Origin of the sequence: Xanthomonas sp. LF06-19 (assembly GCF_034105425.1) — a bacterium.
GTDB lineage: Bacteria > Pseudomonadota > Gammaproteobacteria > Xanthomonadales > Xanthomonadaceae > Xanthomonas_A > Xanthomonas_A sontii.
Genome location: NZ_JAXGGH010000005.1, coordinates 13,350 through 39,204 on the forward strand (window position 1 = coordinate 13,350; position 25,855 = coordinate 39,204).

18 protein-coding genes are annotated in these 25,855 nt (G+C 70.8%); 16 read left to right on the forward strand and 2 right to left on the reverse strand.

Translation table 11 applies throughout. The features are described from left to right. The first annotated feature begins 6 nt into the window (after positions 1-6). From aroC to SLW55_RS11275, 11 genes are all read left to right on the forward strand, one after another. Positions 7-1,110 (forward strand): chorismate synthase, encoded by a 1,104-nt coding sequence (aroC, locus tag SLW55_RS11225; protein WP_320745136.1) that lies wholly within the window; start codon positions 7-9, stop codon positions 1,108-1,110. Further along, the gene (locus tag SLW55_RS11230; RefSeq protein ID WP_267093791.1) at positions 1,103-2,137 is read left to right on the forward strand and encodes a D-glycerate dehydrogenase; all 1,035 of its coding nucleotides are present in this window, start codon (positions 1,103-1,105) and stop codon (positions 2,135-2,137) included. The genes aroC and SLW55_RS11230 overlap by 8 nt, the downstream gene beginning before the upstream one ends. A 100-nt stretch (positions 2,138-2,237) precedes the next feature. Then, a complete protein-coding gene (locus tag SLW55_RS11235; RefSeq protein ID WP_267096802.1) occupies positions 2,238-3,263 on the forward strand; it encodes an aspartate-semialdehyde dehydrogenase in 1,026 nt (341 codons plus the stop codon). A gap of 554 nt (positions 3,264-3,817) precedes the next feature. Further along, on the forward strand, positions 3,818-5,860 hold the full coding sequence (locus SLW55_RS11240) for a FimV/HubP family polar landmark protein (protein WP_320745218.1): 2,043 nt from the start codon (positions 3,818-3,820) through the stop codon (positions 5,858-5,860). A gap of 217 nt (positions 5,861-6,077) precedes the next feature. Next, on the forward strand, positions 6,078-6,851 hold the full coding sequence (gene truA, locus SLW55_RS11245; protein ID WP_017911049.1) for a tRNA pseudouridine(38-40) synthase TruA: 774 nt from the start codon (positions 6,078-6,080) through the stop codon (positions 6,849-6,851). Beyond that, positions 6,848-7,510, forward strand: a complete 663-nt coding sequence (locus SLW55_RS11250; RefSeq protein WP_010342993.1) for a phosphoribosylanthranilate isomerase — start codon at positions 6,848-6,850, stop codon at positions 7,508-7,510. The genes truA and SLW55_RS11250 overlap by 4 nt, the downstream gene beginning before the upstream one ends. Positions 7,511-7,743: 233 nt before the next feature. Further along, complete coding sequence (locus SLW55_RS11255) at positions 7,744-8,424, forward strand: DUF1449 family protein (RefSeq protein ID WP_017912820.1); 681 nt, start codon at positions 7,744-7,746, stop codon at positions 8,422-8,424. Further along, complete coding sequence (locus tag SLW55_RS11260) at positions 8,421-10,421, forward strand: hypothetical protein (protein WP_320745137.1); 2,001 nt, start codon at positions 8,421-8,423, stop codon at positions 10,419-10,421. Before SLW55_RS11255 ends, SLW55_RS11260 begins: the two co-directional genes overlap by 4 nt. 122 nt (positions 10,422-10,543) lie before the next feature. Then, entirely contained in the window at positions 10,544-15,892 is a 5,349-nt protein-coding gene (locus tag SLW55_RS11265) for a DNA repair ATPase (RefSeq protein WP_320745138.1), read from the forward strand. Then, positions 15,889-16,602, forward strand: coding sequence for a hypothetical protein (locus SLW55_RS11270; RefSeq protein WP_320745139.1), 714 nt, complete (start codon positions 15,889-15,891; stop codon positions 16,600-16,602). The genes SLW55_RS11265 and SLW55_RS11270 overlap by 4 nt, the downstream gene beginning before the upstream one ends. A gap of 42 nt (positions 16,603-16,644) precedes the next feature. After that, positions 16,645-17,733 carry a toxic anion resistance protein gene (locus SLW55_RS11275; protein WP_320745140.1) on the forward strand — a complete coding sequence of 363 codons (1,089 nt, stop codon included), beginning with the start codon at positions 16,645-16,647 and terminating at the stop codon, positions 17,731-17,733. A 172-nt stretch (positions 17,734-17,905) separates the two neighbouring features. Here SLW55_RS11275 and SLW55_RS11280 read toward each other — a convergent pair whose 3' ends face one another. After that, positions 17,906-18,808, reverse strand: a complete 903-nt coding sequence (locus SLW55_RS11280) for a LysR family transcriptional regulator (protein ID WP_295959672.1) — start codon at positions 18,806-18,808, stop codon at positions 17,906-17,908. 97 nt (positions 18,809-18,905) lie between these two features. Between SLW55_RS11280 and trpB the strand changes: the two genes are divergently transcribed. From trpB to SLW55_RS11305, 5 genes are all read left to right on the forward strand, one after another. Continuing rightward, the gene (trpB, locus tag SLW55_RS11285; protein WP_150409858.1) at positions 18,906-20,123 is read left to right on the forward strand and encodes a tryptophan synthase subunit beta; all 1,218 of its coding nucleotides are present in this window, start codon (positions 18,906-18,908) and stop codon (positions 20,121-20,123) included. Between the two features lie 155 nt (positions 20,124-20,278). Next, positions 20,279-21,082 (forward strand): tryptophan synthase subunit alpha, encoded by an 804-nt coding sequence (trpA, locus tag SLW55_RS11290; protein WP_267100180.1) that lies wholly within the window; start codon positions 20,279-20,281, stop codon positions 21,080-21,082. Between the two features lie 338 nt (positions 21,083-21,420). After that, complete coding sequence (gene accD / locus SLW55_RS11295; RefSeq protein ID WP_017909810.1) at positions 21,421-22,308, forward strand: acetyl-CoA carboxylase, carboxyltransferase subunit beta; 888 nt, start codon at positions 21,421-21,423, stop codon at positions 22,306-22,308. A gap of 142 nt (positions 22,309-22,450) precedes the next feature. Then, positions 22,451-23,794, forward strand: coding sequence for a phosphoglucosamine mutase (gene glmM / locus SLW55_RS11300; protein ID WP_152236077.1), 1,344 nt, complete (start codon positions 22,451-22,453; stop codon positions 23,792-23,794). Positions 23,795-23,911: 117 nt separating this feature from the next. Continuing rightward, the gene (locus SLW55_RS11305) at positions 23,912-24,850 is read left to right on the forward strand and encodes a 2-oxoglutarate and iron-dependent oxygenase domain-containing protein (protein ID WP_242156702.1); all 939 of its coding nucleotides are present in this window, start codon (positions 23,912-23,914) and stop codon (positions 24,848-24,850) included. A 129-nt stretch (positions 24,851-24,979) separates the two neighbouring features. Here the strand turns inward: SLW55_RS11305 and SLW55_RS11310 are convergent, their stop codons facing one another. Beyond that, a complete protein-coding gene (locus SLW55_RS11310; RefSeq protein ID WP_267100181.1) occupies positions 24,980-25,780 on the reverse strand; it encodes an SDR family NAD(P)-dependent oxidoreductase in 801 nt (266 codons plus the stop codon). Between the last annotated feature and the right edge of the window lie 75 nt (positions 25,781-25,855).

Here is a 25,855-nt window from a genome sequence, read left to right on the forward strand (position 1 = left end):
AGCGACATGAGCGCGAACAGTTTCGGCAAGCTGCTGACCGTCACCACCTTCGGCGAATCGCACGGGCCGGCGATCGGCTGCGTGGTCGATGGCTGCCCCCCGGGGCTGGAACTGGACGCCAGCGAATTCGCCCACGACCTGCAGCGCCGCGCCACCGGCAAGAGCCGGCACACCTCGGCGCGACGCGAAGCCGATGAGATCGAGATCCTGTCCGGGGTCTACGAGGGCCGCACCACCGGCACTCCGATCGGCCTGCTGATCCGCAACACCGACCAGCGCAGCAAGGACTACACCGACATCGCCCGGCAGTTCCGTCCCGGCCATGCCGACTACAGCTACTGGCAGAAGTACGGCATCCGCGATCCGCGCGGCGGCGGGCGCTCGTCCGCGCGCGAGACCACCATGCGCGTGGCCGCCGGCGTGATCGCCAAGAAGTGGCTGGCGCAGCGCTACGGCGTGCGCGTGCGCGGCTACCTGTCGCAGCTCGGGCCGCTGCTGCCGCAGGGCTTCGCCTGGGACGCGGTGGAGGACAACGCGTTCTTCTGGCCGCACGCGCCGCAGGTGCCGGAGCTGGAGGCGTACATGGATGCGCTGCGCAAGTCCGGCGATTCGATCGGCGCGCGCGTCACCGTGGTCGCCGACGGCGTGCCGGCGGGCTGGGGCGAGCCGATCTACGGCAAGCTCGACGGCGAACTGGCCGCGGCGATGATGAGCATCAACGCGGTCAAGGGCGTGGAGGTCGGCGACGGCTTCGCCGCGGTGACCCAGAAGGGCACCGAGCACCGCGACCTGATCGCGCCGGACGGCTTCCAGTCCAACCACGCCGGCGGCGTGCTCGGCGGCATCGCCACCGGCCAACCCGTGGTCGTCTCGGTGGCGTTCAAGCCCACCTCCAGCCTGCGCCTGCCCGGCGCCACGGTGGATGTGGACGGGCAGGCGGTGGACGTGATCACCACCGGCCGCCACGACCCCTGCGTCGGCATCCGCGCCACCCCGATCGCCGAGGCGATGATGGCGCTGGTGCTGATGGACCAGGCGCTGCGCCACCGCGCGCAATGCGGCGACGTCGGCACGGTGACGCCGCGCGTCCCCGGCGGTGGCGATGGCTGAGTCGCGGCCGCGGGTGTGGGTCAGCCAGCCGCTGTTCGACGACGTCGTCGCACGGCTGGGCGAGTATTGCGTGCTGACCACCACCGCGGACGTGACCAGGTATTCGCCGCAGGACCTGGCCGCGGCGCTGGCGCCGCTGGACGGCGCCCTGGTCACCCTCAACGAACGCATCGGCGCCGCCGAGATCGCCGGTGCGCCGCGGCTGCGCGCCATCGCCAACGTCGGCGTCGGCTACAACAATCTGGACCTGGACGCGCTCAGCGCGGCCGGCATCGTCGCCACCAACACCCCCGACGTGCTCACCGAGACCACCGCCGATCTCGGCTTCGCCCTGCTGATGGCCGCCGCGCGCCGCGTCGGCGAGGCCGAGCGCTGGCTGCGCGCGGGGCAGTGGCAGCAGTGGTCGTTCCAGACCATGCTCGGCGCCGATGTCCACGGCAGCACCCTCGGCATCCTCGGCATGGGCCGCATCGGCCAGGCCATCGCGCGCCGCGCCGCCGGCTTCTCGATGCGTGTGCTGTACCACAACCGCAGCCGCCTGCCGGCCGAGGTGGAGCGCGCGCATCGCGCCGAGTACGTCGGCTTCGACGACCTGCTGGCGCGCGCCGACCACCTGCTGCTGGTGCTGCCGTACAGCGCGCAGTCGCATCACATCGTCGACGCCGCCGCACTGGCCAAGATGCGGCCGACCGCGACGCTGGTGAACATCGCCCGCGGTGGCCTGGTGGATGAAGTCGCACTGGCCGACGCGCTGGCCAACGGGCGTCTGGCCGCGGCCGGACTCGACGTGTTCGAAGGCGAGCCGGCGATCCGTCCGGAGCTGCTGGCGCTGCGCAACGTGGTGCTGACCCCGCACATCGGCAGCGCCAGCGTGGCCACGCGCCGCGCGATGGTGTCGCTGGCGGTGGACAACCTGCTTGCCGCCCTGGGCATCGGCGCCGACGCCGGGCGCCCGCCCAACGCGCTGAACCTGGACGCGATCGCCGCGGCCGGCGGCGCGCGGGCGATTGCGGACAAAAAACGATAGGGAGCCTGCGGCGCCGCGCGCGACGCGCACGGCAGGTTCCCCGAATCCACGTGGCAGTGCGGCTGTTCCTCCCCTTCTTTTTCTGCGGATCGAATCTTCCATGAGCAATGCAACCCGTCGTTTCAACGTCGCCGTCGTCGGTGCCACCGGTGCCGTCGGCGAGACCATGCTGAGCATCCTCGCCGAGCGCGATTTCCCCGTCGCCACGCTGTACCCGCTGGCCTCCGAGCGCTCGGCCGGCGGCCAGGTCGAGTTCAAGGGCCACAAGGTCACCGTGCTCGACCTGGCCACGTTCGACCCGAGCGGCGTGGACATCGCGCTGTTTTCGGCCGGCGGCGGCATCTCCAAGGAATACGCACCGAAGTTCGCCGCGGCCGGCGCGGTGGTGATCGACAACTCCTCGACCTTCCGCTACGACGACGACGTGCCGCTGGTGGTGTCGGAGGTCAATCCGCACGCGCTGAAGCACCGTCCGCGCGGCATCGTCGCCAACCCCAACTGCTCGACCATGCAGCTGATGCCGGTGTTGGCGCCGATCCACAAGGAATACGGCATCGAGCGCATCAACGTGGCCACCTACCAGTCGGTGTCCGGCGCCGGCCGCTCGGGCATGGAGGAGCTGGGCAAGCAGACCGCGCAGTTGCTGGCGTTCCAGGACATCGAGCCGCAGAAGTTCCAGGCGCAGATCGCCTTCAATCTGATCCCGCACATCGACGACTTCCAGCCCAACGGCTACACCAAGGAAGAGATGAAGCTGGTGTGGGAGACGCAGAAGATCCTCGAGGACAGCAGCATCCTGGTGAACCCCACCGCGGTGCGCGTGCCGGTGTTCTTCGGCCATTCCGAAGCGGTCAACATCGAGACCAAGCGCAAGATCACCGTCGAGCAGGCGCGCGCGCTGCTGGGTCAGGCGCCGGGCGTGGAAGTGGTCGACGAGCACAAGGCCGGCGGCTATCCGACCCCGGTGACCCATGCCTCCGGCAAGGACCCGGTGTTCGTCGGCCGCATCCGCGAGGACTTCTCGCACCCGCGCGGCCTCAATCTGTGGGTGGTGGCCGACAACATCCGCAAGGGCGCTGCGCTCAATGCGGTGCAGCTGGCCGAGCTGGTGGCTCAGGAGGGCTGAAAGCCGGGACCCGGGACCGGGGACCCGGGTCCCGCGGTTTCATGGCGTGGCGGCGTGGCTGGCCGCGCGGCCTGATCGTGCGGCGGAGTGGAGCGAAGGCCGGGGCGCGAGCCCTGGCTTTTTGTTTGGAAAATGGAAGTCGCAGGTATCCGCGCTCGCCCCGTTGTGGGAGGGACTTCAGTCCCGACGCGAGATCCCGCACACCGCGTTATGAAGCTCGGTCCCTGTCTCGGATTTCCGAGTCTCCAGCCTCCCCACGGCGGCTTTTCCGGGCCCGGATTTTTTGGGAACTTCAGTCCCGACAGCGGCCGCACCTCGCGTCGGGACTGAAGTCCCTCCCACAGTGGCGTGCCTGGGCTTTCCTGCTGCAGTTTGTTCTTGCGTCGTGGATTTCAGCGGTGCACCAGCAACGCGGTCCCTGTCTCGGCTTTTCCGGACCCCGGGTCCCCGGTCCCGGCTTCCTATATATTGCACGCATGATTCCAAGGGGCAGGGGCGGGATGCGCCTACAACCACGTTTGTTCCGTCGCCATCGCGGCGATGCGGTGTCCGCCGTGCGCGGGCTGCGCCATGTCTGTCGCGCCGCCGCGGCGCTGCTGTTGCTGGCCTGCAGCCAGGCCGCGCTGGCCCTGGGCCTGGGCGATATCCGCGTGCTGTCCAAGCCGGGCGAGCCGTTCCTGGCCGAGATCCCGGTGATCTCCAACGAGCCGGGCGAACTGGAGCGGGCGCGGGTGGCGCTGGCCTCGCCGGCGACCTTCGCGCGGGTCGGGCTGGAGCGCCCGCAGGGCCTGGTCAGCGATCTGCAGTTCCGCTTCAGCCAGACCCGCAAGGGCCGCGCGGTGATCCAGGTCAGCAGCCGCATGCCGGTCGACGTGCCGTCGCTGAGCTTCCTGATCGAGGTCGATTGGGGCCAGGGGCGGCTGATCCGCGAATACTCCGCGCTGATCGATGCGCCCAACACCGCCGCCGCGATCGATGCACCGGCGATCGATGCGCCGGCCGCGGCGCAGCCGTCCGACCGCATCGCCCGCGAAACGTCCACCGCGGCGCCAGCGCCTGCAGCCGCCGCCACGCCGGCGACGCCAAGCGCTAGGCCGGGCGCCACGCCGCGTCCGGCGCCGGCCCCTGCGGCCGCGCCCGGCGATGCGCTGGCGCCGGTGCGCGCCGGGCAGACCCTGTCGCAGATCGCCGGGCAACTGGCGCGCGGCAACGGCCATTCGCTGGACCAGACCATGGTCGCGCTGCTGCGCGCCAATCCGGACGCCTTCATCCGCGGCAATCTCAACCTGCTCAAGCAGGGCGCGGTGTTGCGCGCCCCGCGCGAGGAGGATCTGGCCAGCCTGGATGCCGCCGCCGCCGAGGCGGTGGTGCGCGAGCAGGCGGCGCAATGGCGCCAGGCGCGTGCGCCGGTGCCGCAGCCGGCACAGGCGCAGCAGGACGCGGCGACGGCGCAGACTGCGCCCAAGCCGGCCGCCGCGGCGCCGGCCGCCGCCGCTGGCGCACGCCTGGAAATCGCGCCGGCGGTGCCGGCGACGCGCCGCGAGGCGGGAACCAAGTCCGGCACCGGTGCCGGCGACGAAGGAGACATGGTGGCAGCCCAACAATTGCAGCAGGCGCGCGAAGACCTCGCGGCACGCGATGCCGAGGTCCAGGAACTGCGTTCGCGGGTGGAGCAGCTCGAAAAGCTGAAGGCCCAGCAGCAGCAACTGATCGCGTTGAAGGACAGCGACCTGGCCGCGGCGCAGAAGCGCCTGGCCCAGGCCGGGCAGGCGGCGCCAGCGGCCGCGCCCGCGCAAGCGCCGGCCAATGACGGGTTCCCGCTGTGGCTGTGGGGCGGGCTGAGCCTGCTGGTGCTGGGCCTCGGTGCCTGGCTGCTGTCGCGCCGGCGCAAGCCCTCGCCGCTGCCGCCGTTGCCGCGCGACGACGCCGCCGCGCTGGCGGCGAGCGCCGCGGTGCCGGTGGTCGCGCACCGTGATGTCGATGCGCCGGAACTGCCGCCGCTGGAGCCGGCCGAGCCGCTGGCCGAGGAGGAGGCGGTCGCCCGCGACCACGAGGCGTTGGAAGAGTGGGAGCGCGCCGACCATCTCGACCACGCTGCCGCCGATCACTCAGATCACGCCGATCACCACACCGCACTCGACGACGACGCCTTCGAGCGGGTGCTGGCGCAGCAGTCGCTGCGGCAGGCGCCGGCCGATGCGCCGCTGTCCGCGGACAACGACGACGACCATTCCGCTGGCGTGTCCGATGCCCATCCGGAGGCCGCACCGGCCGCCGAGCCGGTTGCCGAGGCGCCGTGGCGGCAGCCATCGCCGGTGTTCGCAGTGCCGGGCGGCGACGCCCATGCCGACAAGGGCGCCGGCGGCGGCCGGCAGGAGCCGACCTGGCATCAGCCTGCCGCGCCGGTCCCGGCCCCGGCCCCGGCCGAAGCACCGTCGCCGTATCCGCCGGCGGGCCGCGAGCGGTTGGAACTGGCGGTGGCGTACATGGATCTGGGCGACAACGAGACGGCACGTACCCTGCTGACCGAGGTCGCGGCCAGTGGCGATCCGGCCTCACGCGCCGAGGCGCTGCAATTGCTGGGACGGCTGGACTGATGGCAGCAGGCGGCGCGCGGCGCGCTCGCCGCGGCCGTCCGGCCTGGAGCGGGACGGCCCTGCGGCAGCGTGTCCCTGGGCGGCGGGCGCACGCCGAAGGCGCGTTCCGGGACTGGCAGATGCAGTGCTGCGGCGTTGCAGGCGCCCCGTGTTGGTCCCTGCGCGCGTCGGCCGCAGCGCGCGCCGACGTCGATGCCGCACTGCAGTGGAGGTCGCCATGCGCTACGCGCTAGGCGTGGAATACGACGGCAGCGAGTTCCAGGGCTGGCAGCAGCTCGGCGAGAGTGGCGGCCCCAGCGTGCAGGCCACGCTGCAGGCGGCGCTGTCGTCGGTGGCCGACGCCCCGGTGAGCGTGGTCTGCGCCGGCCGCACCGATGCCGGCGTGCACGGCGAGTGCCAGGTGGTGCATTTCGATTGCGATGCGCCGCGCCCGGCGCGCGGCTGGATGCTGGGCGCCACCGCGCGGTTGCCGCCCTCGGTGTGCGTGCGCTGGTGCGTGCCGGTGGCCGACGACTTCCACGCGCGCTTCTCCGCCCGCGCGCGCCGCTACCGCTACCGCCTGCTCAACCGCCAGGTACGCCCGGCGCTGTACCGGCAGACCCTGAGCTGGGAGCGGCGGCCGCTGCAGGCCGACGCCATGCACGCGGCGGCGCAGGCGCTGCTGGGCGAGCAGGACTTCAGCGCCTTCCGCAGCGTGCAGTGCCAGGCCCTGCACGCGCGCCGCGAGCTGCAGTCGATCGCGGTGACCCGCAGCGGCGAGCTGGTCGAGATCCAGGTCCAGGCCAATGCATTCCTTCATCACATGGTGCGCAATATCGTTGGTTCCCTTGTCATGGTGGGAACGGGCGAAAAGCCGGTGTCCTGGATTGGCGAACTGCTCGCGGGACGCGACCGCCGCGTCGCTGGTCCGACGGCACCGCCGCAGGGCCTGGTGTTCGTCGGTCCCCTCTATCCCGCCCACTGGACGCTTCCGGACGAGGTCACGCTATGAATCGCACGCTGTATCGCACCCGCATCAAGTTCTGCGGCATGACCCGCGCCGGCGACATCCGCCTGGCAGGCGAGTTGGGCGTGGATTCGATCGGGTTCGTGTTCGCCCATGGCAGCCCGCGGCGAGTGGCGCCGGCCGAGGCGCGGGCCATGCGCCAGGCCGCCGCGCCGATGGTGGACGTGGTGGCGCTGTTCCGCGACAACCCCAAGGACGAGGTGCGCGAGGTGCTGCGCACGGTGCGTCCGACCCTGCTGCAGTTCCATGGCGACGAGGACGACGGCTTCTGTCGCAGCTTCAACCTGCCGTACCTGAAGGCGGTGCCGATGGGCGGCGGCGAGGTGAATGCGCGCACCCTGCAGCTGCAGTATCCGAACGCGGCCGGCTTCCTGTTCGACAGCCACGCGCCCGGCGAAAGCGGCGGTTCGGGCAAGACCTTCGACTGGTCGCGGCTGCCGACCGGCCTGCACCGGCCGTTCCTGCTCGCCGGCGGCATCAATGGCGACAACGTGTTCGACGCGATCATCGGCACCCTGCCGTGGGGCGTGGACGTGTCCAGCGGCATCGAGAGCCAGCCCGGGATCAAGGACGGCCACAAGATGCGCAAGTTCGTCGAGGAAGTGCGCCGCGCCGACTGCCACGAGTTGAACACCAACTGCTGAGCTCTGCCGGCTGGCACGCGCCGCCGGGAGCAGCCCGCTGCCGGGTCCGGGCCGGCGCCGGCCGCCGCAGGTGCCGCCGCATCGGCCCGCGCCGCGGGCCAACCGCCGCGACTTTCACGTATCATCCGGCTCTAGAACCTGCCGGCGGTCCGCCGCGCGCCGTGCGCGCAGGCCGGCGGGATGACGCGTGCCCATGATGGGGCGCGCCGTCACGGCACAGCAAGGATGAGGGGATGGCCGAGTTCCTGAACGTCGCACTGGGATTTCCCACGTTGCCGTACAGCATCCTGTTGGCATTTTCCGCGCTCTACTGGGCGCTGGCCGCCTTCGGCATCGGCGACCATGCCGCGCCCGACGGGCATCTGCATGTCGACGGCGCCGACCATGGCCTGCACGGCGTGTCCGCCGTCTTCGCGCGGCTGGGCCTGGGCGGTGCGCCGGTGATGCTGGTGGTGGCGCTGCTCTCGTTCTGGGGCTGGCTCGGCACCTATTTCGTCCATCTTTTCCTGCTGCAGTCCCTGCCGGCCGGCCTGCGCTGGGGCATCGGCAGCGGCGTGGCGCTGTTGGCCCTGCTGCCTGCGCTGCCGCTGACCTCCTGGATGCTGCGGCCGCTGCGCCGGCTGTTGCTGCGGCTGCGGCCGGTGGCGCAGACGTCGTTGCTCGGCAAGGTCGGCGTCGTCGCCTCGCCGCGTGCCGACGCGGACTCCGGCTACGCCACCGTCGACGATGGCGGCGCCGGCCTGGTCCTGCAGGTGCGTGCCCAGGCCGGCCAGGTCTATCCGCGCGGCGAGCGCGTGGTGCTGGTCGACTACGTGCAGGCGCACAACCACTATCTGATCGCCCGCGAGCAGGATCTGCCGGGTTTGCCGTTTCCACACAGCCTGATTGCGGGCGATAAGGAGATCCACCGATGAGTTTTGCGACGATGGCGCCGTTTCTGATCGGCGTCGGCATCCTGCTGGTGCTGCTGCTGGGGCTGGCCGGCCTGTTCCGCGCGTTCTACCGCAAGGTGGATCAGGGCGTAGCGCTGATCGTCAACGACATGAGCGCCACGCCCAAGGTGCACTTCACCGGCGCGTTGATCGTGCCGGTGCTGTACCGCGCCGAGCTGATGCGGATCAGCCTGATCACCCTTCAGGTCGACCGCCGCGGCAAGGAAGGGCTGATCTGCCGCGACAACATGCGCGCCGACATCGCCGTGGCGTTCTACCTGCGGGTCAACGAGACCCAGGCCGACGTGCTGCGCGTGGCCAAGGCGATCGGCGCCGACCGCGCCTCGGACAAGGACGCGGTCGACGAACTGTTCAACGCCAAGTTCTCCGAGGCGCTCAAGACGGTGGGCAAGAAGTTCGAGTTCACCGAGCTGTTCGAGAAGCGCCAGGAGTTCCGCGACGAGATCATCGCGGTGATCGGCAACGACCTCAACGGCTACGTGCTCGAGGACGTGGCGATCGACTACCTGGAGCAGACGCCCAAGGCGCTGCTGGATCCGCACAACATCCTCGACGCCGAGGGCATCCGCAAGATCACCGAGCTCACCGGCACCCAGAACGTGGTCACCAACGAGCTGGAGCAGAACGCGAAGCTGGCGATCACCAAGAAGAACGTGGAGGCGCGCGAGGCGATGCTGGCGCTGGAGCGGCAGCAGGCCGAGGCCGAGGCGCGGCAGAAGCGCGAGGTCGACACGATCCGCGCGCGCGAGCAGGCCGAGACGCTGAAGGTGCAGGAGGAGCAGCGCCAGTTGGCGGAGAACGCGCGCATCGAGGCGCAGCAGCTGATCGACATCCGCGAGCAGAACCGCCTGCGCGAGGTCGAGGTGGCCGAACAGAATCGCCAGCGCGCGGTAGCCATCGAGGTCGAGCGGGTCGCGCGTGCGCGCCAGCTGGAGCAGGTCACCACCGATCGCGAGGTGCAGCTGCAGGGCGTGGAGCGCGACAAGGTGGTCGAGAACGGCAAGATGGACGTGGCCAACATCACCCGCGAGCGCATCGCCATCGACAAGACCGTGGCGCAGGAAGAGGAGCGGATCAAGGAAGTGCGCCAGGTCGCCGAGGCCGACCGGCTCAAGCAGGTCACGATCCTGGAAGCGGAGGCCAAGGCGCAGGAACTGCTGGTGCGCCAGGTCAAGGACGCGCAGGCGCGCGAGACCGCGGCCAAGCACCGCGCGGTCGAACTGACCACCCTGGCGCAGGCCGAACACGACGCCGCCGGCAAGCAGGCCGAAGCCAAGAAGCTGCTCGCCGACGGCATCCGCGCCGAGAAGGCCGCGCCCGGTCTGGCCGACGCGCAGGTCAAGGAGGCCTCGGCACTGGCGATCGAGAAGGTCGGTATCGCCGAGGCGCGGGTGATCGAGGCCAAGGCCGATGCCAGCCTCAAGCAGGGCAGCAACGAGGCGCGCGTGCTGGCCGAGACGCTGCAGGCCAAGGCGCAGGGCGAAGAGCAGATGGGCAAGGCCAAGGCCAGCGCCGCCGAGTGGATCGGCATGGCCGAGGCGGTGGTGGTGGAGAAGCGCCTGTTGGCCGAGGCCGACGGCCTGACCCGCAAGTTCGAGGCGATCGGCGCGCTCAGCGACAGCGCGCGCGGCCACGAGGAATTCCGGATGCTGCTCGACAACAGCCTCAAGCAGGCGCTGGCGTCGATCGAGGCCGGCAAGGAAGTGTCCAAGGAGAACGCCGAGGTCATCGCCAGCGCCCTGCGCAATGCCGACATCGACCTGGTCGGCGGCGACGGCGGCATGTTCGACAACCTCATCAAGGCGGTCTCGCTCGGCAAGTCGATCGAAGGCCTGGCCGACAAGAGCCCGATCGTGCAAGACCTGATGCAGCGCTATCTCGGCGTGCAGCGCGGCGCGGCGGCGCCGTCGCGGCTGGCGCCGGACGCGGCTGGCCAACTGCCCGTCGCCGAGCCTTGAGCGCGGCACTGGACTGAGTGCGCAGGCGGCGCGCGGCCGGCGACGGTGGCGCGTCGCCGCAACCCGTGGCGGGCGCGCGGCGCGATGCGCCGATCCCCCGCAAGCCGGCAGGAGCCGCGACGATGGCAACACCCCCCCAATCCCAGACCGATCCCCAGCCCGAGGGCGACGCGCCCAGCCAGGTCGACCAGGCGGTCGCCCAGGGCGGCGCCTACGACGTGCTGCGCAAGCGCTTGGTCGAGCAGGGCGCGCGGTTGCAGGACGCGGTCGAGGCGCTCAACCGGCAGCGCCTGCAGGAGTTCGGCGACAGCCGTCTCGAGGTGGACGGCCGCTTCCGCATCCGCACCGAGCACAATTGCGTCGGCCGCGACATCGTGCAGGTCGGGCCGGACCTGCTGCTGTTCGGCTACAACGTGTTCCTCGGGCTCAAGAACCAGACCCGCGTGCAGGACGTGTTCGGGCTGTACCGGCTGGTCGAGGGCGCCGACGGCTACGACGTCAGCCCGATCGACCTGGCCGGCAGCTTCCTCGGCCAGGCCGGCTTCGTGCACGACTTCGGCGAGCTGTACGCCTACTACAAGCACGCGCGGCTACTGCAACTGATCGTCATCGGCGGCAAGCTGCTGGCGGCGTTCCAGATCGGCGAGCGCAGCAGCGACGTGCGCGTGTTCCGCTGGGCGCAGGACAGCGACGGCGTGCTCACCTACATCGATGCGCGCGGCGAACGCGACATAGCGCTGCCGCCGCCGTTCGACTTCGAATGGACCCGCGCCACCCGCGAGATGGCGGTGAACGGGCGCCATTCGCATCTGAACATCCTCGATACCCTGTTCGTGGAGACCATCGGCGGCGATCTGACCATCAAGGTCGAGAACAACACCGAGACCGGACAGGGCATCTACAGCGAACCGGTGGAGGACAAGACCCAGTCGCTGGACGATGCGCAGTTCGATTTCGCGCGGGTCGGCAGCCTGGTCCTGCTCAAGGTGCTGCCGTATCGCGAGACGCAGTGGCGCGGGCTGATCTACAACACGCTCAGCGGCCGCATCGTGCGCAACGATGCCATCGTGCAGGCCTGCGTGCAGCTGCCCGAGGACCACGGCATCATTTTTCCCGGCGGCTATTACCTGCAGAACGGCGATCACAAGGCGTTCGACGCGGCGATGGACGGGATGCAGTTCAAGCGCGCGATCCGCTCGCCCAACGGCGAGGACGTGCTGTACATCTTCTACGAGCGCGAGGGCGGCAAGTCCGCGCTGTTCGTCTACAACACCATCCGCCGCGCGCTGCAGAACCCGGTGTTCGGCCATGGCTACGCGTTGCTGCAGGACGGGCGCATGGTGCTGTTCCATGCCGAGGGCAGCGAGCCGACCCGGATCCATCCGATGCAGGTCTGGCAGACTCCCTTCAGCAGCGACGAGTTCGCTGCCAGGCGCCCGCCGAGCAACACCTTCCTCGGTCGCATCGGCAATGCCGAACTGGTGCGCGGCATCTCCAGCCTGTTCGGGCTGGCGCGCGCGATCGACCGCGACGAGGTGTCGGTGCAGCGCTACCAGTTGCTGGTGGAGGACGCGCGGCGCCTGTTCGACGCGCACCATTGGCTGGAGGACGCGCACTGCGGCGACCTGGCCGGCGTGCTGCGCGGCATCAGCGCCACCGGCGAGGCGGTGCTGGACGAATACGAAAAGGTGCTGTCGATCCGCCAGCAGTCCGACCAGGCGATGGCCGAGGCCACGGCCGCGCACAAGGCGCTGCTGGCGCGGCTGCAGCCGGAGAACTGGAACAGCATCCAGGAGTTCGTCGAACCGCTCAACGCCATCGCCGCGCAGCGCGGCCATCTGCTGACCATCCGCGAGTACCGCTACATCGACACCGATGCGATCGATGCGATGGGCGCGACGCTGCAGCAGGCCCACGACACCGTCGGCGCCGCCACCGGGCGTTTCCTCGGCAGCGAAAGCGCGCTGGCGCCGTTGCACGCGCGCCTGGCCGAGCTGGACGCGGCGGCGCAGGTGGCGGCGACCGCGCGCGCGCTGTCCGAGCAGGTGCAGGCGATGCAGGCGATGTCGGCCGATCTGGACCTGCTGTCGGAATTGATGGCCGGGCTCAAGGTCGACGACGCCACCGAGCGCACCCGCGTGGTCGAGGCCCTGTCCGAAGTCTACGCGCGGCTCAACCAGGCGCGTGCGCGTGCCGAGCAGCGCCGCAAGAGCCTGGGTTCGGCCGAGACCGTGGCCCAGTTCGGCGCGCAGTTCGCGCTGTTCGGCCAGGCGATCACCAGCGCGCTGGCGCTGTCCACCGATCCCGAGCGCGCCGACGAGCAACTGTCGCGGCTGATGGTGCAACTGGAGGAACTGGAGAGCCAGTTCGGCGAGCACGAGCAGTTCCTCGGCGACATCCTCAGCAAGCGCGAGGAACTGGTCGAGGCGTTCGAGACGCACAAGCAGGCCTTGCTCGACGACCGCCAGCGCAAGGCGCGCTCCTTGCTGGACGCGGCCTCGCGCATCCTCGACGGCCTGCCGCGGCGCACCGAGCGCTTCGCCAACGCCGACGAACTCAACGCCTTCTTCGCCGGCGACCCGCTGATTCTCAAGCTGCGCGAACTGGCCGAGCGGCTGCGCGGCTACCGCGACAGCGTCAAGGCCGACGACGTCGAGGCGCGGCTGAAGGGCGTGCGCGACCAGGCGGTGCGCGCGCTGCGCGACCGCAGCGAGCTGTTCGAGGCCGGCGGCAACGTGGTGCGGCTGGGTCCGCGGCACCGCTTCAGCGTCAACACGCAAGCATTGGACCTGACCCTGCTGCCGCGCGAGGACGGACTGGCGCTGCATCTGACCGGCACCGACTACCTGGAGCCGCTGCAGGACGCCGCGCTGGACGCCACCCGCGCCTACTGGCAGGTGGCGCTGGATTCGGAATCGCCCACGCTGTACCGCGGCGAATACCTGGCCGGGCGCATGCTGGAAGCGGCGCTGGCGGGCGAGGAGGGGCTGAGCCTGGATGCGCTGGCGCAACTGGCGGCCACACCCGACGCGCTGGCGCGCAGCGTGCGCGACTTCGCCGCGCCGCGCTACCGCGAGGGCTACGAGCGCGGCATCCACGACCACGACGCCACGCGCATCCTGCAGGCGCTGCTGCCCTTGCAGCAGGCCGCGGGCACGCTGATGCACGCCCCGGCCGCGCGCGCGCTGGCGCTGGCGTTCTGGGCCGAACGCCAGCGCGAGGAGGAGGTGGCCGCGTGGGTCGCGCGCCAGGCCGGCGTCGATGCGATCGCGCGCCTGTTCGGCGCGCGCGACGGCCGCGACGCGCTGCAGGTCGAGATGGCGCAGGCCATGGACCGCTTCGCCGAGGACGCAGGGTTTGCGTTCGATGCCGCCCAGGCGCGGGCGGCCGCCGCCTACCTGGCGGCCGAACTGGCGCAAGGCGAACCGACTTTTCCGTTCAGCCGGCATGCGCGGGAACTGCTCGATGCGCTGCATGCGCGGCTGGCCGAGGCCGGGCTGCGCGAGCAGTTCGAGCAAGGCCTGGAACGCGTGCGCGGCAAGCTTGGCGCCGCCTGGACGCAGGCCAGCCAGTGGGTGCAGGGCCTGTGCCACGATCCGCGCTTCGCGGTCCACGCCGGCTACGCGCCCGAGGCGGTGGCGATCGCGCTGCTGGCGCCGCGGCTGCGCAGCCGCGCCAGCGAGGTGGCGTTGATGGCCACGGTGGAGGGCCTGCTCGGCGAACATCCGCGTATCGAAGGCGGGCGCCTGCGCCTGGCCATCGACGATTTCCTGGCGCGCCTGCGCCACCACGAGCAGGTGTTCGTGCCCGGCTTCCGCCAGTACCAGGCACTGCGCCAGCAGGTCATCGCCCGCGAGCGCGAGCAGTTGCGCCTGTCCGAGTTCAAGCCGCGGCCGCTGTCCTCGTTCGTGCGCAACAAGCTGATCAATGAGGTCTACCTGGGCGTGATCGGCGACAACCTGGCCAAGCAGATGGGCACGGTCGGCGAGAACAAGCGCAGCGACCTGATGGGCATGCTGATGCTGATCTCGCCGCCCGGCTACGGCAAGACCACGCTGATGGAGTACGTCGCCAGCCGGCTCGGCCTGGTCTTCATGAAGATCAATGGTCCCGCGCTGGGCCACGCGGTACGCTCGCTGGATCCGGCGCAGGCGCCGGACGCCACCGCGCGACAGGAATTGCTCAAGCTCAATCTCGCGCTGGAGATGGGCAACAACACCATGCTGTACGTCGACGACATCCAGCACACGCACCCGGAATTCCTGCAGAAGTTCATCTCGCTGTGCGACGGCACGCGCCGCATCGAGGGCGTGTGGAAGGGGCGCACGCGCACCTACGACATGCGCGGCAAGAAGTTCTGCGTGGTGATGGCCGGCAATCCGTACACCGAGTCCGGCGAGGTGTTCAAGATTCCGGACATGCTCGCCAACCGCGCCGACATCTACAACCTGGGCGACGTGCTCGGCGGCATGGAGGAGACGTTCCTGCTCAGCTACATCGAGAACGCGCTCACCTCCAATCCGGTGCTCGCGCCGCTGGCCACGCGCGAGCTGGCGGACCTGTACCTGCTGGTGGATCGCGCGCGCGGCAAGGAGATCTCCAGCAACGCGCTCAGCCATGCCTACAGCGGCGCGGAGATCAACGAAATCGTGGCCACGCTGCAGCGCCTGCTGCGCGTGCGTGAGGTGGTGTACAAGGTCAACCAGCAGTACATCGCCAGCGCCGCGCAGGACGATCGCTACCGCACCGAGCCGCCGTTCCGGCTGCAGGGCAGCTACCGCAACATGAACAAGCTGGCGGAGAAGGTCTCGCCGGTGATGAACGAGGCCGAGTTGCAGCAGCTGATCTCCGACCACTACCTGGGCGAGGCGCAACTGCTGACCAGCGGCGCCGAGGAGAACCTGCTCAAGCTGGCCGAGTTGCGCGGCGCGATGGGCGCCGAGGAACAGGCGCGCTGGGACCAGATCAAGCGCGACTTCCTGCGCAACAAGGCGATGGGCGCCGACGAGGCCGATGTCGGCGGGCGCATGGTGGCGCAGCTGGCGGACATCGCAGGCGGCCTGCAGGGGCTGCGTGCCGAGCCGAGTCCGGAACCGGCACGCTGGGAGCAACTTCTTGCGCTGCTGCGGCAGGTGCTGGCCGAACGCGAGCGCGAAGCGCCGCCCGCCACGCCCGTGGCCACGCCGGCCGCGCCTGCGCAGACGGAAGCATCGGTCACGCCCGCGCTGCAGCCCTTGCTGGACGCACTCGCGCGCTCGCACGAGGGCCAGGCGCAGGCCGGGCAGGCGCTGACCGCGCTGGCAGAGGCGCTGCGCGCGTCGTTGCGCGAGCCGTCCGCGCCGGCAGCGGAGCCGCGCGTGCGGCGGCCGCGCACGCTGGCCGAACGCCAGCTCGACGAAGCGCTGGCGCGGCATTTCTATGGCGACGCGGGCGCCGCGCGCAGCGACGATCCCGAACCCGGCCCGGCGTGAGCGCGCGCGCCGCTCCTGCGCTGCCCGAGCCGCCGGTGTCGCCGCCCGCGGCGAACGACGCGCAGGTCGCGTCCGGCTACGCGGCGCCGCTGCTGGAGGCGGTCGCACAGGCCCTGGCCGCGCGCGCCGCCGCGCCGGACGCCGGCGCGGCACTGGTGCAGGAGCTGGAGCGCATCCAGCACGCACTGCAGGCGCGCGATCCGCGGCGGATCCGCCGCGACAGCAGCCTGCTCGGCCGTCTGCTCGGCCGCGACCTGGAGCGCCAGGCCGAGGCCGAGACCCTGCAGGCGCAACTGGGCGTGGTCCTGTTGCGCGCCGATGCGCATGCCCAGGCGCTGCGGCACGCGGGCCAGGCATATGCCGAAAGCGCCGGCGTCGCCGAGGCCGGCGTGGCCGCGCTCGAGCGCTGGATCGCCGCGGCGCCGACGCCCGACCCGGCGTTGGCGCAGGCCTGGAACCAGCGACTCGACCACTTGCGCCGCCTCGCCGCCGCCTGGCGCCTGGAAGCGGCGCAATGGCGGTTGCTGCAACAGCAGGGCGAGCACCTGCTGCAACGCTACAGGAACATCCGCGACGTGCTGCTGCCGGCCTGGCGCCAGGCCGCCGTCACGCCGCAGGCAGCGCAGGGCAGGGACCACGTGGCCCGCGCCGCACAGGCGCAGCAACACATCCTGGCCGAACTGCAGGCCATGCGGGCTAGACTGCGCTGAGCCTGCGCCGCCGCCGCGAATCGCTATCGAAGGAGAACCATGATGACCCAGGAACACCCGCTGACGCCGCAGAGCCTGCCGCTGCAACCCGACGAAGCCGAGCTCAAGGCGCTCGGCCTGGTGCCGGACGATCGTGCGCAGATCGCGGCGCTGGCGCAGGGCCTGCGCGAACTCACGCCCGGCAGCCTGCACCTGTTCGGCACCGAGGTCGCCGCGCAGACCGCCGCGTTCTCCAGCCAGTTGCTGGACCAGGTCCGCAACCGCGACCTGGAGGCCAGCGGCGACAAGCTCGGCGAAGTGGTGCGGATCGCGCGCGCGCTCAAGCTCGACCAGCTCGGCGAGCGCTCGCGGGTGCCGCTGATCGGCGGCCTGATCGATCGCCTGCGCGCGTCCAAGGACGAACTGGTGCAGAAGTTCAGCGACACCAACCGGCAGATCGAACAACTGCTGCGCGACGTCGGCACGCAGCAGGCCAACCTCGGCCAGCGCGTGGGCGAATTCGACCGCATGCACCAGATGGTGCAGGCCGAGCGCCGCGAACTGGGCCTGCACGTCGCTGCCGGCAAGCTGCGCCTGGCCGAACTGCAGCAACAGCACCTGGCGCTGGCGGGCCAGGACGATCCGCAGGCGCGCGGCCAGCGCGCCGAGATCGATACCGCCCTGCGCCTGCTCGACAAGCGCGTCGGCGACCTGCAGGTGATGCAGCACGCGGCCGAGCAGGCGCTGCCGATGATCCGGCTGATCCAGGCCAACGCGCTGCAACTGATCGAGAAGTTCAACACCGTCCGCGACATCACCATCCCGTCGTGGAAGCGCCAGTTCGCGATCCAGCTGTCGCTGCACGAGCAGCAGAACGCGGTGGTGCTGTCCAACGCCATCGACGATGCCACCAACGACATCATGCGCCGCAACGCCGACCTGCTGCGGCAGGCCTCGGTGGACACGGCGCGTGCCAACCAACGCGCGGTGATCGACATGGACACGCTGCGCCACGTGCACGAGCAACTGATCGCCACGGTGGAGGAGGTGCGCGAGATCCACCGCGACGGCATGCAGCAGCGGCGCGCCGCCGAGGTCGAGCTGAGCCGGCTGCGCGACGACCTGCAGCGGCGCCTGGCCGCGCCGGCGTAGCCGGGCTGACGCGCCCGCCCGCCGATGGGCGCTCGACGCCCCACGCACCCATGTAGAGCGGCTTCAGCCGCGACAGACACCTCCACTCCCGCGCACGCCAGGCGTCGCGGCCAAGCGTCCTGTACAGCGCGGTTGCGCCGCGAATTGCCAGCGAACAGGCCAGGCAATACGCCTAGCCGCGATCCTCCCGCAACTCGCCGGCCAACCACCCGGCCAACGCCTCCACCCGTGGATCCTGCTGCTCCCGCCGCGCGCACAGCGCCCACTGCCCGCCGGTGTCGACGAAGCCCCAGGGCGCCAGCAGGCGGCCATTGGCCAGGTCGTCGGCGACCAGCGGCTGCGGCGCGATCGCCACGCCGATCCCGGCCAGCGCCGCCTCCAGCAGGTAGTACAGGTGCTCGAAGCCGGTGCCGTAGCGCAACTGCGCCGGCGCCAGGCCTTGCGCCTCGGCCCAGGCCGGCCAGGCCTGCGGGCGCGACACCGTATGCAGCAGCGGCAGTTCCTGCAGTGTCGCCGGCGCGGCCGCGGTCAGGGCCGGTGCCTGCGGCAGGGCCGGGCTGAGTACCGGGCCGATCCGCTCCGGCGCCAGCACGCGCACCTGCCAGTCCGCCGGCCATGGCGCCTGGCCCAGCAGCAGCGCCGCATCCAGGCCGTCCAGGTCGGCGGCGAAGTCGCCCTCGTGCGCGGACAGGTGCAGGGTCAGCGCCGGCAGGTCGCGCTGCAGCGCCTGCAGCCGCGGAATCATCCAGCGGGCCAGGATGCTGCCGGGGCAGCCCAGCACCAGCGCGGCCGGGCGTGATGGGCGGCGCAACTCTGCCACCGCGTCCTGCAACTGCGCGAAGGCGCTGCCGGCGGCCTCGCACAGGCGCGTGCCGGCGGCGGTCGGGCGGATGCCGCGGCCGTCGCGCTGCAGCAGCGGCAGCCCCAGTTCCTGCTCCAGCAGCCGCACCTGACGGCTCACCGCGCCATGAGTGACATGCAGTTCCGCCGCCGCCGCGCCGACGCTGCGCAGCCGCGCCGCGGCCTCGAACGCACGCAGAGCGTTGAGCGAGGGCAGGCGGCGCGTGCTGGTCATGTGAGTTTTCCTGACGGATTGCGTCAGACTTTATCGGTTTTTCTGTGGGAACGTGTGCGCTAAAGTGCAGGCCTGTCCTGTTGCCCCCGGTTGCGCCATGTCCTCTGTCCCCGTCAGCGACTTCCACGCCTATCCCGACGCCGCCGGCCATTTCGGCCGCTACGGCGGCCGTTTCGTCGCCGAGACCCTGATCGGCCCGCTGCAGGAGCTGGCCGCGGCCTACGACGCCGCGCGCCAGGATCCGGCCTTCATCGCCGCCTACGACAAGGACCTGACCCACTACGTCGGCCGGCCCAGCCCGATCTATCACGCCGAGCGGCTCAGCCGCGAAGTGGGCGGCGCGCAGATCCTGCTCAAGCGCGAGGACCTGAACCACACCGGCGCGCACAAGATCAACAACACCATCGGCCAGGCGCTGCTGGCCAGCCGCATGGGCAAGACCCGCATCATCGCCGAGACCGGCGCCGGCCAGCACGGCGTGGCCAGCGCCACGGTGGCCGCGCGGCTGGGCCTGGAGTGCGTGGTGTACATGGGCGCCACCGACATCGAGCGGCAGAAGATCAACGTCTACCGGATGAAGCTGCTCGGCGCCACGGTGGTGCCGGTGCATTCCGGCTCGGCCACGCTCAAGGACGCGCTCAACGAGGCGATGCGCGATTGGGTGACCAACGTGCAGGACACCTTCTACATCATCGGCACCGTCGCCGGTCCCGATCCTTACCCGCGCATGGTGCGCGACTTCAACGCCATCGTCGGCCGCGAGGCGCGTGAGCAGATGCTGCGCGACTACGGCCGCCTGCCGGATGCGATCAGCGCCTGCGTCGGCGGCGGCAGCAACGCCATCGGCCTGTTCCATGCCTTCCTCAACGACGCTTCGGTGAAGATCTACGGCGCCGAGGCCGCCGGCGATGGCATCGGCAGCGGCCGCCACGCCGCCTCGATCGCCGCCGGTCGCCCCGGCGTGCTGCACGGCAACCGCACCTACGTGATCTGCGACGACGACGGGCAGATCGTCGAGACCCACTCGGTGTCCGCCGGCCTGGACTACCCGGGCGTGGGTCCGGAGCACGCGTTCCTGGCCGACAGCGGCCGCGCCATCTACCAGGGCATCACCGACGACGAAGCGCTGGCCGCGTTCCACCTGCTGGCGCATACCGAAGGCATCCTCGCCGCGCTGGAGTCGAGCCACGCCGTTGCACAATCGATCAAGCTGGCGCGCGAATTGCCCAAGGACGCGCTGGTGCTGTGCAACCTGTCCGGCCGCGGCGACAAGGACGTACATACCATCGCCGCGCGCGAGGGGCTGACGCTGTAACGCTTTACCCTTCTCCTTCGGGAGAAGGTGGCGCGGAGCGCCGGATGCGGGTGCGGGCGCAGCCCCCTACTCATTCCGCACCGCTTCGCCTCTTCCCCTCACCCCAACCCCTCTCCAACCCCTCTCCCGGCGGGAGAGGGGTGCATAGGCCCTCCATGAACCGCCTCGCCGATACCTTTGCCCGACTCGATACCCAAGGCCGCAAGGCCCTGATCCCCTTCCTCACCGCCGGCGATCCGTCGCTGGAGGCGACCGTGCCGGCGATGCACGCGCTGGTCGAGGCCGGTGCCGACGTGATCGAACTGGGCGTGCCGTTCTCCGACCCGATGGCCGATGGCCCGACCATCCAGCGCAGCTCCGAGCGCGCGCTGGCGCGCGGCGCCGGCCTGCGCTACGTGCTGGAGACGGTCAGCGCGTTCCGCCGCGACGACGCCACCACGCCGGTGGTGTTGATGGGCTACCTCAACCCGGTGGAGATCCACGGCACCGCGCGCTTCGCCGAGGAAGCGGTGGCGGCCGGCGTGGACGGCGTACTGCTGGTCGACCTGCCGCCGGAGGAGTCGGCCGAGACCCTGACGGTCTTCGCCGACGCCGGCCTGGACCTGATCGTGCTGGCCTCGCCGACCACCAGCGACGCGCGCATCGCCCTGTTGTGCGAGGCGGCGCGCGGCTATCTGTACTACGTCAGCTTCGCCGGCGTGACCGGCGCCGACCGGCTGGATACCCGTGCCGCCGGCGATCGCCTGCGCCAGTTGCGCGCGCGCTGCCCGGTGCCGGTGGTGGCCGGCTTCGGCATCAAGGACGCCGCCAGCGCCAAGGCCATGGCGGTCGATGCCGACGGCGTGGTGGTCGGCAGCGCGCTGGTCGCGGCGCTGGCCGAGGCCGGCAGCCCGCAGGCCGCGCGCGACGCCGCCCTGGCGTTCCTGACGCCGCTGCGGCAGGCGCTGGACGCGGGCTGAGCCCCGCCTGGTCCGTCGCGAACGCCCGCCGCGCGCGGGCGTTCGCGTTTTGCCGCAATGCCGCAAATGTGGTGCGTGCGGAGCATGCGGTACATGCATCGTTGGTCGGACGGCACGCGCCGTCGCTAGCCCCCGCTTAGGTGTCGACGATGCGGGATGGCGGCGACGCTACCGCACGTCCCGCGTTGCGCGGCCGCAGCAGGCGTTCTGGCGGCGGCCGCGCCGCTACCGGCCGGCCTGGTCGCTCCATGCGCCACCGTCTGCAGGCCACCGGGGGACCGAGTTAGACTGTCGCCCCTCTGCGGCTCTCGCGGCCGCCCAATGGATCGTCACATCGCATGAGTTGGCTCAGCAAATTGATGCCTTCGGGCATCCGCACCGACAGCACGCCCAGCAAGAAGCGCAGCGTTCCCGAAGGCTTGTGGGAGAAGTGTCCCAACTGCAGCGCCGTGCTGTACCGGCCGGAGCTGGAGGAGAACCTGGAGGTGTGCCCGAAGTGCGGCCACCACATGGCGATCCGCGCGCGCGCGCGCCTGGCCGCGCTGTTCGACGCCGACACCGCGCCGACCGAGATCGGTGCGCGCCTGGGTCCGACCGACGCGCTCAAGTTCAAGGACCAGAAGAAGTACGGCGAGCGCATCAAGGCCTCACAGAAGAGCACCGGCGAATACGACGCGCTGGTGGCGATGCAGGGCCTGCTCAAGGGCCAGCCGCTGGTCGCGGCTTCGTTCGATTTCGCCTTCATGGGCGGTTCGATGGGCTCGGTGGTCGGCGAGCGTTTCGCCCTGGCCGCGGAGACCGCGCTGAAGATCGGCGCACCGTTCGTGTGCTTCTCCGCCAGCGGCGGCGCGCGCATGCAGGAAGGCCTGTTTTCGCTGATGCAGATGGCCAAGACCTCGGCCGCGCTCGGCCGCCTGCGCGAGGCCGGCCTGCCGTACGTGTCGGTGCTGACCCATCCCACCACCGGCGGCGTGTCGGCCAGCTTCGCCATGCTCGGCGACATCAACATCGCCGAGCCGTACGCGCTGATCGGCTTCGCCGGCCCACGCGTGATCGAGCAGACCGTGCGCGAGACCCTGCCGGAAGGCTTCCAGCGTTCGGAGTTCCTGCTCGAGCACGGCGCCATCGACCAGATCTGCGACCGCCGCGAACTGCGCGACCGCCTCTCCGAGCTGCTGGCGCTGATGATGCGGCAGCCGGCCCCGGCGAAGAGCGAGGCGGCATGAGGGCCGGGAATCGGGAGTCGGGAATGGGGAATCGTGGTGTCGCGCGTGCGTCGCATCGCGCGGCAAGCCCGTGCTTGTCGCGATCCCTGGACGTCTCCGGCGGTTCCCGATTCCCGATTCTCCATTCCCGATTCCCCAGCGCATGAGCCAACGCAAATACTTCGGCACCGACGGCATCCGCGGCCGGGTCGGGCAGGGGGCGATTTCCGCCGATTTCGTGATGCGCCTGGGCAATGCGCTGGGCCGCGTGCTGGTCGCCGGCGGCACCGCGCGGCCGACCGTGGTGATCGGCAAGGACACGCGCATCTCCGGCTACATGTTCGAGTCGGCGCTGGAGGCCGGGCTGGTCGCGGCCGGCGCCAACGTGCAGTTGCTCGGGCCGATGCCGACCCCGGCGGTGGCGTTCCTCACGCGCACCCTCGGCGCCGATGCCGGCATCGTCATCAGCGCCTCGCACAATCCGCACTACGACAACGGCATCAAGTTCTTTTCCGCACACGGCGAGAAGCTCGACGACGCCACCGAGCAGGCGATCGAGGCCGCGCTGGACGCACCGTTCGCCACCGTCGAGTCCGAGCGGCTGGGCAAGGCGATGCGCGCGCGCGAGGCGATCGGCCGCTACATCGAGTTCTGCAAGGCGAGCGTGCCGCGCGGCTTCGACCTGCGCGGGCTGAAACTGGTGCTGGACTGCGCGCACGGCGCGACCTACCACATCGCGCCGCTGCTGTTCCGCGAGCTGGGCGCGGAGGTGATCGCCATCGGCGCCGCGCCGGACGGGCTCAACATCAACGCCGGCGTCGGCTCGATGCACATCGACAACCTCGCCGCCAACGTGCGCGAGCATGGCGCGCACCTGGGCATCGCCTTCGACGGCGACGGCGACCGCGTGCTGATGGCCGACGACCAGGGCAACCCGGTCGACGGCGACGGCCTGCTGTACGTGCTGGCTTGCGGCTGGCAGGCCAGCGGTCGTTTGCACGGCCCGGTGGTCGGCACGCTGATGACCAACTATGGCCTGGAACGGGCGCTGGCCGCGTTGCAGGTGCCGTTCCTGCGCGCCAAGGTCGGCGACCGCTACGTGCACCAGGCGCTGGTCGAACAGGGCGGGGTGCTCGGCGGCGAGGCCTCCGGGCACATGCTGTGCCTGGACCGCGCCACCACCGGCGACGCCATCGTCAGCGCGCTGCAGGTGCTGGAAGTGCTCAAGCGCTCGCGGCAGACCCTGCGCCAGGCGCTGGCCGGGCTGCAGAAGGTGCCGCAGCAGACGATCAACGTGCGCCTGCAGCCGGGCGTGCGCCCGCTCGAGGCCGAGACCGTGAAGGCCGCGCTGGCCGCGGCGCAGGCGGCGGTGCAGGGGCGCGGGCGCGCCTTCCTGCGCGCCTCCGGCACCGAACCGGTGGTGCGGGTCACGGTCGAGGCCGACGATGCCGCGTTGATGCGGCAGACCCTCGACGCCCTGGCCGAGGCGGTCCGTGACGCGGCGTGAGTCGATCGCCATTGCCCTCTTCGTGATCGTCGCCAAGGCGGTCACGTTCTACCTGCTGTATCGCCTGCTGCGCTGAGCGCGGCGTTTGCTTCCTCTCACGAGATGACGGTTCCTGCCATGACTGCGCGCATTCCCACCCTCGACATCACCCGTTTCGACACCGACCGCGAGGCCTTCGTCGCCGAGCTGGGCGCGGCCTACCGCGAGTGGGGCTTCGCCGGCATCCGCAACCACGGCATCGCCCAGGCGCAGATCGACGCGGCCTACGACGTGTTCAAGGCGTTCTTCGCCCTCCCCGAGGAGACCAAGCGCACCTACCACCTGCCCGGCAGCGGCGGCGCGCGCGGCTATACCGCCTTCGGCGTGGAGACCGCCAAGGACTCCAAGCATTTCGACCTGAAGGAGTTCTGGCACATCGGCCGCGAGATCGCCGACGACTCCCCGTACCGCGCGGTGATGCCGCCGAACCTGTGGCCGAGCGAAGTGCCCGGCTTCCGCGCCCACGGCTACGGCCTGTACCAGGCGCTGGACCAGCTCGGCGCGCGCGTGCTGTCGGCGCTGGCCCTGCACATCGGCCTGCCCGAGCACTACTTCGTCGACAAGACCGATTCGGGCAACTCGATCCTGCGCCCGATCCACTACCCGCCGATCACCGCCGACGACATCCCCAACGTGCGCGCCGGCGCCCACGAGGACATCAACCTGATCACCTTGCTGGTCGGCGCCAGCGCCGCCGGCCTGGAAGTGAAGTCCAAGCAGGGCGAGTGGGTGCCGTTCACCTCCGACGCCGACACCATCGTGGTCAACATCGGCGACATGCTGCAGCGCCTGACCAACCACGTGTACCCCTCGACCACCCACCGCGTGGTCAACCCCCCGGGCGAGCAGGCGCGCCAGCCGCGCTACTCGGTACCGTTCTTCCTGCACCCGAACCCGGACTTCGTGATCGACGTGCTGCCGTCCTGCGTCAGCGCCGACAACCCCAGCCGCTATCCCGAGCCGATCACCGCGCAGGGGTATCTGGAGGAGCGGTTGCGCGAGATCAAGCTGAAGTAGCTGGGAATCGGGAATAGGGAGTGGGGAATCGGTAAAAGCGGGTTTCCGTGCCCAGTGTTGCTACAGGCCTTCGTCGGCTTGGAGGCGCGGCTGTTCCCATTCCCCTTTCCCGTTTCTCCATTCCCAGCCTCATTCCACACTCCTGATCCGATGCGAGCCGCGCCCCATCATCCGCAGCAGCAGGGCATTGGGCAGTAGTGCCGTCAGGCCGAGCAGGGCGCGGTAGACCGCGCCGGGGACCACCCGGACCTTGCCGCGTTCGGCGCCGTCGATGCCGGCGCGGGCCACCGCGGCGGTTTGCAGCCAGAGCCAGCGCGGCAGGGCGTTCATCTGTTCGCGGGTGCCGGTGACGTCGTGGAACTCGGACCAGGTGAAGCCTGGGCATAACGCGCAGACGCCGACGCCGCGGTCGGCGTTCTCCAGCGCCAGCGATTCGCTGAAGCGCAGCATGAAGCACTTCGCCGCCGCGTACAGGGTATGGCCGTCCGCGCCCGGCACCAGGGCGGCGAACGAGGCGACGTTGAGGATGCGGCCGTGGCCGCTGGCGCGCAGCGCCGGCAGCAGCCGCCAGGTCAGTTCGCACACGGCGCCGACCATCACCTGCAGGAATGCCGCGTGCACCGCCCAGTCCTGGGCGATGTAGCGGCCGGGCACGCCGTAACCGGCGTTGTTGACCAGGATCCGCACCGCCAGACCGCGCCGTTCGATCTCGGCCACCAGTGCGGCTGGCGCGGCCGGATCGGCCAGGTCCGCGACCAGTACCTCCACCGGCACCTGCGGCCGCAGTTCGGCGGCCAGCGCCTGCAACTGCGCCTCGCGGCGCGCGGTCAGGATCAGCGGCACGCCGCGGCGGGCGTATTCGCGGGCGATCTCGCGGCCGATGCCGCTGGAGGCGCCGGTGATCAGGGCGTAGCCGGGAAGCTGGGTCATGACGGTCTCTGGGTGTGGAGCGGGCGGCGTGGCGCAGGGCGGGGCAGGGGCGATGCCTGCCCTTGGCGGCGCATC

Bases quoted from the DNA above. Each gene is read 5' to 3' on its own strand.
- aroC (WP_320745136.1), top strand. From the start codon at position 7: ATGAGCGCGAACAGTTTCGGCAAGCTGCTGACCGTCACCACCTTCGGC.
- SLW55_RS11230 (WP_267093791.1), top strand. From the start codon at position 1,103: ATGGCTGAGTCGCGGCCGCGGGTGTGGGTCAGCCAGCCGCTGTTCGAC.
- SLW55_RS11235 (WP_267096802.1), top strand. From the start codon at position 2,238: ATGAGCAATGCAACCCGTCGTTTCAACGTCGCCGTCGTCGGTGCCACC.
- truA (WP_017911049.1), top strand. From the start codon at position 6,078: ATGCGCTACGCGCTAGGCGTGGAATACGACGGCAGCGAGTTCCAGGGC.
- SLW55_RS11250 (WP_010342993.1), top strand. From the start codon at position 6,848: ATGAATCGCACGCTGTATCGCACCCGCATCAAGTTCTGCGGCATGACC.
- SLW55_RS11255 (WP_017912820.1), top strand. From the start codon at position 7,744: ATGGCCGAGTTCCTGAACGTCGCACTGGGATTTCCCACGTTGCCGTAC.
- SLW55_RS11260 (WP_320745137.1), top strand. From the start codon at position 8,421: ATGAGTTTTGCGACGATGGCGCCGTTTCTGATCGGCGTCGGCATCCTG.
- SLW55_RS11265 (WP_320745138.1), top strand. From the start codon at position 10,544: ATGGCAACACCCCCCCAATCCCAGACCGATCCCCAGCCCGAGGGCGAC.
- SLW55_RS11275 (WP_320745140.1), top strand. From the start codon at position 16,645: ATGACCCAGGAACACCCGCTGACGCCGCAGAGCCTGCCGCTGCAACCC.
- SLW55_RS11280 (WP_295959672.1), bottom strand. From the start codon at position 18,808: ATGACCAGCACGCGCCGCCTGCCCTCGCTCAACGCTCTGCGTGCGTTC.
- trpB (WP_150409858.1), top strand. From the start codon at position 18,906: ATGTCCTCTGTCCCCGTCAGCGACTTCCACGCCTATCCCGACGCCGCC.
- trpA (WP_267100180.1), top strand. From the start codon at position 20,279: ATGAACCGCCTCGCCGATACCTTTGCCCGACTCGATACCCAAGGCCGC.
- accD (WP_017909810.1), top strand. From the start codon at position 21,421: ATGAGTTGGCTCAGCAAATTGATGCCTTCGGGCATCCGCACCGACAGC.
- glmM (WP_152236077.1), top strand. From the start codon at position 22,451: ATGAGCCAACGCAAATACTTCGGCACCGACGGCATCCGCGGCCGGGTC.
- SLW55_RS11305 (WP_242156702.1), top strand. From the start codon at position 23,912: ATGACTGCGCGCATTCCCACCCTCGACATCACCCGTTTCGACACCGAC.
- SLW55_RS11310 (WP_267100181.1), bottom strand. From the start codon at position 25,780: ATGACCCAGCTTCCCGGCTACGCCCTGATCACCGGCGCCTCCAGCGGC.